The organism is Reyranella sp. CPCC 100927 (assembly GCF_007859315.1).
Taxonomy (GTDB): domain Bacteria; phylum Pseudomonadota; class Alphaproteobacteria; order Reyranellales; family Reyranellaceae; genus Vineibacter.
Genome location: NZ_VOHA01000049.1, coordinates 1 through 10,578, shown reverse-complemented (window position 1 = coordinate 10,578; position 10,578 = coordinate 1). Strand labels below are relative to the sequence as shown.

The 10,578-nt window shown below is 68.3% G+C and carries 1 protein-coding gene; it reads left to right on the top strand.

All coding sequences use genetic code 11. The annotated features are described in order from the left end of the window. On the top strand, positions 1 to 10,578 hold a 10,578-nt coding region (locus FQU96_RS41770), incomplete at both ends, for an amino acid adenylation domain-containing protein (protein ID WP_146547367.1).

The window sequence follows — 10,578 nt, the reverse complement described above, 5'->3', positions numbered from 1 at the left end:
GCAGTGAGGGCTGGGACGAGGCGATCGTCGCGGACCAGCTGGCGTACGTGATCTACACGTCGGGTTCGACGGGGCGTCCGAAGGGCGTGGGGGTGACGCACGGCAACCTGTCGCGTCTGCTGTCGTCGACGTCGGGCTGGTACGGGTTCGGTGCGCAGGACGTGTGGACGCTGTTCCACGCGATCACGTTCGACTTCTCGGTGTGGGAGGTGTTCGGCAGCCTTGTGCATGGCGGCCGTCTGGTGGTGGTGCCGTATTGGACGGCGCGTGACGCGGAGGGTTTCCACGGGCTGCTGCGGCGGGAGGGCGTGACGGTGCTGAACCAGACGCCGTCGGCGTTCTGGCCGCTGCTGCGTGTGGCACAGGGATGCGGGGAGGACCTGGCCGGGGTTCGGGTGCTGATCTTCGGGGGTGAGAAGCTGGAGCCGTCGGGTCTGGGGGAATGGCTGGAGCGGCGCGGGGAGAGCGCGCCGCAGGTTGTGAACATGTACGGGATCACGGAGACGACGGTGCATGTGAGCTACCGTCGCCTGGGCGTGCCTGATGTGGTTGGAGGGCATGCGCGGAGCGTGATCGGGGAGGCGCTGGGAGACCTGTCGCTGCGGGTGCTGGACAGCGAGGGCAACGAGGTCCCGGCAGGTGGCGTGGGCGAGCTGCACGTAGGCGGCGCGGGACTGGGCCGGGGATACCTGGGTCGCGGCGGCCTGACGGCGGACCGTTTTGTTCCGGACCCGCACGAGCCTGGTGGTCGCCTGTATCGGACGGGTGATGTTGGTCGTCGTCTGGGGGACGGGGACATCGAGTACCTGGGCCGAGCAGATGGCCAGGTGAAGATCCGCGGGTACCGGATCGAGTTGGGAGAGATCGAGGCTGCGCTGCGCTCGCACGCGGGTGTGCGGGAGGCTGTGGCGGTGGTACGGGGGACGGGTGATGGTCGTCGCCTGGCCGGGTACGTTGTGGGCGAGGTCGACGGTGGCGCGGTGAGGACGTGGGTGTCGTCGTCGCTGCCGGAGTACATGGTGCCGTCGGTGGTGATGGTGCTGGAGGCGCTGCCGCTGACGCCCAACGGCAAGCTCGATCGTAATGCTCTTCCCGAGCCCGAGATGACGGCCGGCGAGCGCGTGGCGCCGCGCACATCGGTCGAGGCGCAGCTGGCGCGTGTCTGGCGTACCGTCCTGAAGCGCGACGACATTGGCGTGACGGACGATTTCTTTGCGCTGGGCGGCGACTCGATCCTGAGCCTGCAGATCGTGGCACGGGCGCGGCGCGAAGGCCTGCGCTTGACGCCGCGGCAACTGTTCGAGCGCCCCACCATCGAGCATCTGGCGCAGGTCGCGGTGCCGGTCGAGGCGTTGTCGTCGGCCGAGGCCGGTGCGGAGGCGGGCTGGCAGCTGGAAGCATCGGACCTGGCGCGCCTGGGCTTGTCTGCCGACGACGTGCAGGACGTGTACCCGGCGACACCGCTGCAACAGGGGTTGCTGTTCCACAGCCTGCTGCGTCCGGGCGAGGGACTTTATGTGAACCAGCTGCGGCTGCGGCTGGAGGGCACGCTGGATGACGTGGCGTTGCGCACTGCATGGCAATCGGTTGTGGACCGGCATGCGATCCTGCGGACGCGGTTTACCTGGGGCGACGGTGGTGAAGCGCGTCAGATCGTGCTGCGCCGCGTCGAGTTGCCGTGGACGCAGACCGACTGGCGTGGCGAGGCGGACTACGAGGAGCATCTGGCGGCATGGCGCCGCGAGGACATCGCGCAGGGCTTCGCGCTGGATGCCGCGCCGCCGCAGCGTGTGGCGCTGTTCTGCCGTCCCGATGGCGGGCACGACCTGGTGTGGACGAACCATCATGCGTTGACGGATGGATGGAGCACGGCACGGCTGCTGGGCGAGGTTGTGCGCGAATACACGGGCCGCGTCCGTGGCGAGACGATCGCAATCGAAGAGCCTGCGCCATACCGGGACTACGTGAGCTGGCTGTCGCGCCAGGCGAGCGGCGAGGATTGGTGGCGGGCGAAGTTGGGAGCGGCGGAAGAGCCGGCGGGTCTGCTGGAGAGCCTGGGTCGCTCGTCCGTCGTGGAGACGGGACCACAGGAACAGCGGGTTGAGCTGGGCGAAGCGCTGACATCCCGTCTGAAGGAAGCATCGCGTCGTGGCCGTGTGACGTTGAACACGCTGATGCAGGGCGCATGGGCGTTGCTGCTGGCCCGCTACGGCGGTCGTGGTGCGGTGCGGTTCGGGGTCACGGTATCGGGCCGCCCGGCGGAGCTGGCGGGTGTCGAAGGGATGGTGGGTCTGTTCATCAACAGCCTGCCGCTGTGGCTGGAGGTGCGGGGGGAGACGCAGGTCGGTGATTGGCTGCGGCAGTTGCAGGCGCACAATGCCGAACTGCGGCAGCACGAGCATGTGGGACTGGGCGATGTGCAGCGCTGGGCAGGTCGGTCAGGCGAGGCGCTGTTCGACACGCTGCTGGTGTTCGAGAACTATCCCGTCGAGCGCCAGCTGATCTCGGCTGGGGCACTGAAGGTTGCCGCGGTCGAGGCTGTCGAGCAGACGCACTACTTGCTGACCTTGGCCGTGTTGCCGGAGCCAGCAGTGGAACTGCGGTGGTCCTGGGACCGGGCCCGGTTGACACGAGCGGCGCTGGAGCAGCTGTCACGACACTATGTGAGTGTGCTGGAAGCCCTGGTCGAAGGTCTCGACAGGCGCGTCGGCGAGATCGAGTTGTCCGAGGCAGCGCCGAAAGCGCAGCCGCTGGCGGCGTACGCGTTTGCATCGGTGACAGCTCGGATCGGAGCGCAGGCGTCAGTGCGTCCTGAGGCCGAGGCGCTGAGCTGCGAGGGCGAGCGGCTGAGCTACGGCGCGCTGGAGGCATGGTCCAACCGGATCGGTCGCCGGCTGAAGAAACTGGGCGTGGGCCGCGAGGTGCGGGTGGGCCTGTGCCTGGAGCGGTCGGTGGGAATGGTGGCAGGCCTGCTGGGCGTGCTGAAGGCGGGCGGTGCGTTCGTGCCGCTGGACCCGGCGTATCCGGAGGCGCGGCTGCGGGAGATGGTGCAGGACGCGGGTGTGCGGTGCGTCGTGACGGATGCGGCGACGTCGGCGCGCCTGGGCACGGTGCTGACGGGCTGCGCGCAGGTTGTGGTGGACGATGTCGAGGGTGAGAGCGCGGCGGGCTGGGACGACGCGATCGCGGCGGACCAGCTGGCATACGTGATCTACACGTCGGGCTCGACGGGCCGTCCCAAGGGCGTCGCGATCACGCACGGTGCGTTGAGCCAGCACATCGATGATTTCGTGGCGTGCTTCACGCTCACGAACGCGGATCGCGTGCTGCAGTTCTCGACCATCAATTTTGATGCGGCGATGGAACAGTTGCTGCCGGTGCTGACGCGGGGAGGTACCGCAATACTGCGCGGCGCCGCGATGTGGGGCACGAACGACCTCAATCGCCGTCTGATGGAAGAGCAGGTGACGCTCGCCTATCTGCCGACGGCCTACTGGCAGCAGTGGCTAGGGGATCTGCCGTCATCGCTGCCGTCGCTGCGCCAGGTGACGGTGGGCGGCGAGGCGCTGGCGGGGGATGCGCTGAAGCGCTGGCAGGACGGCCCTCTCGGCCATCTGCCATTCGCCAACACGTACGGTCCGACAGAAGCGACGATCACCGTTTCCGCGTACAGCCCGACCGCGGCAGATGAAGCGCAGGCCATGATACCGATCGGCCAGGCGTGGCCGGCGCGGCATCTGCGCGTATTGGATGTCGACGGCAACGCGGTACCGGTCGGCGGGTTGGGTGAGTTGTGCATCGGCGGTGGGACACTGGCGCGGGGATACCTGGACCGTCCCGGACTGACGGCGGAGCGTTTCGTGCCGGACCCGCATATGCCGGGCGATCGCCTGTACCGGACGGGAGACCTGTGCCGGCAGCGCGCGGACGGGACGGTTGAGTTCCTGGGGCGGTTGGACGAGCAGGTGAAACTGCGAGGCTTCCGCATCGAACTGGGAGAGGTCGAGGCTGGGCTGCGGTCGTGCGCAGGCGTGCGCGAGGCCGTGGCGGTTGTCCGCGGATCGGGCGAAGGCCGGCGCCTCGTGGGCTACGTCGTGGGCGATGTCGACGGCGGGGCAGTGAAGGCGGCGCTGTCGGGTCAGTTGCCTGAGTACCTGGTGCCGTCGGTGGTGGTGGTTCTGCCGGCCTTGCCGGTGCAGGTGAACGGGAAGGTGGATCGGCGTGCGCTGCCGGAGCCGACGTTCGAGACCGAGGGTGAGCGCGTCGCGCCGCGTAGCGCGATCGAGGCACGGCTGGTCGCGATCTGGCGCGCGGTTCTGAAGCGCGACGACATCGGCGTGACGGACGATTTCTTCGCGCTGGGCGGCGACTCGATCCTGAGCCTGCAGATTGTTGCGGGCGCGCGTCGTGACGGCCTGCGCCTGACACCGCGGCAGGTGTTCGAGTGCCCGACGATCGAGCGTCTGGCGCCAGTGGCCGAGCGCGACGCGGCCTCAGGCCTTGAGGAAGTGCATGGGTGGCAGGCCCTGACGCCCATCCAGGCGTCGTTCTTCGCGCGTTACCCGGAAGGGCTCAGTCACTGGAACCAGGCTGTGCTGCTGCGCGCGTCTGGCGAGGTGGACGTGTTGGCACTGGAGCGGGCGCTGGCCGCGCTGGTGGTGCGCCATGACGCGCTGCGACTGCGGTTCGGTCGGGATGAAGCCGGTGACTGGCAGCAGCGGGTCGAGGCGTCGGAGGCGCATCGGCTGCTGAGCGTGGTGGACCTGCGGACAGAAGAGGATTGGGTATCGCGGCTATCGGAGCGCGGGACTGAGCTGCAGGCGAGCCTGGATCTGTCGCAAGGCCCACTGTTGGCGTCGGGCCTGTTCCTGGTGCCTGGCGGGGAGAGCCGGCTGTTGCTGGCGATCCACCATCTGGCGGTGGACGGCGTGTCGTGGCGCGTGTTGCTGGAGGATCTGCAGGAGGGCTACGGCCAGGCGGCATCGGGCCGCGCGGTGGCGTTGCCGCCGGTGGCGACGCCGTGGAGCGCCTGGGCACGGCGCTTGTCCGAACACGGCGGCGGCGCGGGCGTACAGGCGGAACTGGCATGGTGGCGCGATGCCCTGTCGGGTGCACGCGACCAACTGCCCGTGGAGGGCGAGGGTGATCATAGCCTTGGCACCAGCGCGACTGAGGCGCACGAATGGGATGAGGACGAGACCCGTCGTCTGCTGCGCGCGGCGCCGCGGGCGTATCGGCTGGGTGTGGACGAGGTGCTGCTGACGGCACTGTCGCAGACGCTGGGCGCGTGGAGCGGCGGTGACGGCATTCTCGTGGACCTCGAAGGCCACGGTCGCGAGGCGCTGTCGGAGGCGCTGGATGTGGACGTGAGCCGGACGGTGGGCTGGTTCACGACGCGGCATCCGGTGTGGCTCGCGGCGGAAGCAGATGCCGGCGTCGCGCTGCGCAGCGTGAAGGAGCGGCTGCGGTCGGTGCCCGGCAAGGGCAGTGGCTGGGGTCTGTTGCAGCGGTATGGCGATGCGGCGGTGCGCGATGAACTGAACGCGCTGCCACGGCCCGGCGTCAGCTTCAACTACTTGGGCCAGTTCGACCAGAGCCTCGATCAGGGCGGGCCGTTCGGGTTTGCGTCGGAGTCCGGTGGCCGCTCCATGACGGACGCGAGCACGCTGGAGCATGTGCTTGACCTGAACGGGCTGGTGGCGGAAGGCCGTCTGCGTCTGAGCTGGCGGTACAGTCCTGGTGTCCTGAGCGCGGCGACGGTCGCGAAACTGATGGCGGCGTTCGAGGCACGGCTGCGGGTGCTGGTGGAGCACTGCGAGAGTGCGACCCCACGAGCGACGGGATCGGATTATCCGCGATCGGGGCTGGACGACACCGATCTCGCGCGGCTGGGCGTCAGCAACGAGACGGTGCAGGACGTATACCCGGCCACCCCGCTGCAGCAGGGCTTGCTCGCCTTCGCGCTCCGCGCCAGCGATGATCCCTACTATGTGCAGCATGTCTTCGAGCTGGCGGGACCGCTTTCCGACAAAGCATTCCAGGACGCCTGGCATGATGTCGTTGCCCGTCACGCCATGCTGCGCACCCGGTTCTGCTGGGAAGACCTGCCGCAGCCGCTGCTGGTCGTTCGGCGGCAATCGTCGGCACGCATCGATCGTCTGGATTGGCGCCAGTTCGATGCGCCGCGTCAGCACATCGAACTGACGGCAGCATGGAACCGGGCCCGCGTCGCCGGGTTCAACTTCGACCGCAGTGCCGATCTTGAGCTGCAGCTGATCCAGCTGGATGCAGATCGCCACTGGCTGGTGTGGCGATCCCATCACGCCCAGCTCGATGGCTGGAGCATGTCCAGGGTGCTGGCCGACACGATGGCGGCCTACGCTCAGCGCCAGGCCGGCAAGGCGCCGGCCTGGCGGGCCGCGCCGTCGTTCCGGGAATACCATGACTGGCTGCAACGCCAGGATGGCACGACGACCGATGCCTGGTGGCAATCGATGCTGGCCGACATGGAAACAGCAACGCCGTTGCCGGCGAGTCGCGGCCAGGTCGATGCGCCCCGGCCGTATGCCGAACAGGCTTTCCAGCTCGACGCATCGGAGCGTGCCGACCTCGAGGTTTTTGCCGGCCGCCGCGGTCTGACGCTGAACACCCTGGTGCAGGGTGCCTGGGCCTGGCTGCTGTCACAGCACGCCGGCGACAATGCCGTGACCTTCGGTGTGACGATGTCCGGCCGGCCCGCCGATGTGCCGGATGTGGAGAACATCGCGGGGTTGTTCATCAACACCCTGCCTTTGCGGGTCACGCTCAGCCCCGGTACGAGAGTGGGCGCCTGGCTGCAAGACCTGCAGCAGCAGAACGTGGCGCTGCGCCAGCATGCCCACGTCCCGTTGAGTCAGGTTCAGGCGCTCAGCGGCTTCGGGCCGGATCAGCCGCTGTTCGAGAGCATCCTGGTCTTTGACAATTATCCGCTCGACGAATCGCTGATGGCGCCCCAATCGGGCGGGTTGCGGGCAAGCCGGTTCACCGGCGCGCCCGCATCGGCCCGCGGCGCGGTCCAGTATACCGATGGGCGCAACCACTATCCGCTGAGCCTCATCGTCGAGCCCGGTGAGGGTGTGACGTTGACGTTGGCATACGGTTGCCAGCGCTTTGATCACGCCACGGTCCGCCGCCTGCTGGCCCATCTCGTCGAAGCACTGCGGATGCTGCCGGGAGATCCTGATCGGTTCCTGGGTGAGCTGACACTGCCATCCGAGGACGTCGAGCCGGATGCGGCAGTGCAACCCGGCAATGACATCCTCTCGCGTGTCGCTGCAATGGCGGCGGCACGCGGCGCTGAGACCGCGCTCGTGCATGAAGCCACGACCGTGACCTGGGCCGAGTTGTGGGCCTGGTCCGGGCGGCTGGCCGGGCGTCTGCGTGTGCTGGGCGTCGAGATGGAGGCGCCGGTCGCGGCTTGCCTGCCGCGCAGCCCGGCACTCGTGGCCAGCATCCTGGCGATCTGGCGCGCCGGTGGAACGTATGTTCCGCTGGATCCCGCGCTGCCGGCCGATCGTCTCGCGTGGCAGCTGCAAGACTGCGGCGCCCGCTGGCTCATCGCCGAGACAGCCCCGTCCTGGCCGTCGGCCGCGGTCACCTGTGTCGATCCGGGCGAGGTCGGCGCTCAGCGGTGGGACATGCGGACGCCGTGCGACTCGCAGGCGGCTTACGTGATCTATACCTCGGGCTCGACCGGCCGACCGAAGGGAGTCGTGGTCAGCCATGGCGCCCTGGAAGCTTACGTCCGCGCTGTGCTGGAGCGCCTGCCGGAGGAAATCGGCAGCGCCGCCTATGTCTCCACGCCAGCAGCCGACCTGGGACACACGGTGTTGTTCGGCGCCTTGTGGTCGGGCTGGACGCTGCATCTGATCAGCGAGGCCTGTGCCTTCGATCCCGATCGCTTCGGCGCGTATCTGACGCGTCATCAGGTCGACGCCTTGAAGATCGTGCCGAGCCATCTCGGTAGCCTGTTGCAGGCGGCCAGTCCGCAGGACGTCCTGCCGCAGCGTTGCCTGATCGTGGGCGGCGAGGCGACGAGCGCGGCGCTGGCGGCGCAGATTGCGGCCCTGAAACCGCAGTGCCGGATCGTGAACCACTATGGGCCGACCGAAACCACGGTGGGCGTCCTGACGCGCGAAGGCGGAGCCACGTCGGAGGCCATGCTGCCGTTGGGCCGGCCGCTGGCCCATGGACGCGTGTACGTGCTGGACGTCAACGGCAACGCGGCGCGCGCCGGCGTTGCAGGCGAGATCTGCATCGGCGGCGAGGCGCTGGCACGCGGCTACGTGAACCGACCCGAACTGACGGCCGAGCGCTTTGTGCCGGATCCCTATGGCGAGGCCGGTCGCCGGCTGTATCGCACAGGCGATCGCGGCCGGTATCTGCCGACGGGCGAGATTGAGTTCCTCGGCAGGCTGGACGATCAGGTCAAGATCCGCGGCTATCGTGTCGAACCGGAAGAAGTCGCGGTTCGTTTGCGTGCCCAGGGTGGCGTTGCATCAGCGGTCGTCGTGGCACGACCCGATCAGCAGCAGCGCCTGCGCCTGCTGGCATATGTCGTTGGCAAGCAGCTGGAGAGCGGCCCATTGCGCGCGGCGCTGGCAGCGGAGTTGCCGGAGTACATGGTTCCGTCGGCGGTGATGGTGCTGGACGCACTGCCTTTGACGCCGAACGGGAAGCTCGATCGTAATGCCTTGCCTGAACCCGAGGCGACAGCCGGCGAGCGTGTGGCGCCGCGGACGGCAATCGAGACGCAACTGGCGGGAATCTGGCGCGCTGTGCTGAAGCGCGACGACGTGGGCGTGACGGACGACTTCTTCGCGCTGGGCGGCGATTCGATCCTGAGCCTGCAGATCGTGGCACGGGCACGCCGCGAGGGGTTGCGATTCACACCGCGACAGTTGTTCGACCACCCGACGATCGAGCAACTGGCACTGTTGACGACGCCCGTGGCTGCTGCGCCGGCCGCGAAGACTGAAGAAGGCACGGACCGGCTCCTGCAAGCGTCGGTTCTGGCGCGGCTGGGCTTGTCGGCAGACGCCGTGCAGGACGTGTACCCGGCGACGCCGCTGCAGCAGGGTTTGCTGTTTCATAGTCTGCTGCGTCCGGGTGAGGGGCTTTATGTGAACCAGTTGCGGCTGCGGCTGGAAGGCACGCTCGATGTCGCGGCCCTGCGCGGTGCGTGGCAGTCGGTTGTGGATCGGCACGCGATCCTGCGGACGCGCTTTACCTGGAGCGAAGGTGGCGACGCGCATCAGATCGTGTTGCGGCGCGCCGAACTGCCCTGGACGGAGACGGACTGGCGTGAAGCGGAAGATTACGACGGCCGTCTGGCGGCGTGGCGTCGGGACGATGTCAGACAAGGCTTCGCGCTGGACGCAACGTCGCTGCAGCGCGTGGCGTTGTTCCGCCGTCCAAACGGCGGGCATGATTTGGTGTGGACGAACCATCACGTCCTGACGGACGGGTGGAGCACGGCGCGCGTTCTGGGCGAGGTGGTGCGCGAGTACACGGCGCGCGTGCGCGGCGAGGCGGCACGGATCGCGGAACCCGCGCCGTATCGGGACTACGTGAGCTGGCTGACGCAGCAGGGAAGCGGCGAGGACTGGTGGCGGACGAAGCTGGGTTCCGTGGAGGACCCGGTGGGTCTGCTGGAGAGCCTGGGCCGTCCGGCTGCGGCGGAGGCTGGGCCGCAGGAGCAGCGTGTCGAACTGGATGCCGATTTGGCGGACCGACTGCGGGAAGTCTCGCGCCTGAGCCGCGTGACATTGAACACGGTGATGCAGGGCGCATGGGCACTATTGCTGTCGCGGTACGGCGGTCGTGGCGCGGTGCGTTTCGGGGTGACGGTATCAGGGCGCCCGGCGGAGTTGGCGGGTGTCGAGGGGATGGTGGGCCTGTTCATCAACAGCCTGCCGTTGTGGGTGGAGGTGCGAGGGGAGACGCGCGTCGGTGACTGGCTACGGCAATTGCAGGATCACAATGCCGAACTCCGGCAGTACGAGCATGCGGGGCTGGGCGACATCCAGCGCTGGGTGGGGCGGTCCGGCGAGGCGCTGTTCGACACCTTGCTGGTGTTCCACAATCATCCGATCGACGACATCCTGCTGACGGCGCCGCGCGAACTGGGCGTGGTTCGAGCCGAGGCGGATATCCGCACGCACTATCCACTGACATTGACGATCGCACCGACTGCTGGATTGGCATTGCGCTGGTCTTGGGATGGCGAGCGCATGGATCGTGCGTCAGTGGAGCGTTTGTCACGACACTACGTATCCGTTCTGAAGGAGCTGTCGTCGGAATTGGAGCAGCGGGTGGGGGAGATCGCGCTGTCGGAAGTGGCGGCGCCGGAACGGGCGCTGGTGCGGTACGGGTTTGCGGCGGTGACGCGGTTGATCACGGCACAGGCGCAGGCGCGTGCAGCGGCGGAGGCGGTGAGCTGCGGGGACGATCGTCTGAGCTATGGCGGACTGGAGGCGTGGTCGAACCGGATCGGCCGTCGGCTGAAGACGCTGGGTGTGGGCCGTGAGGTGCGGGTCG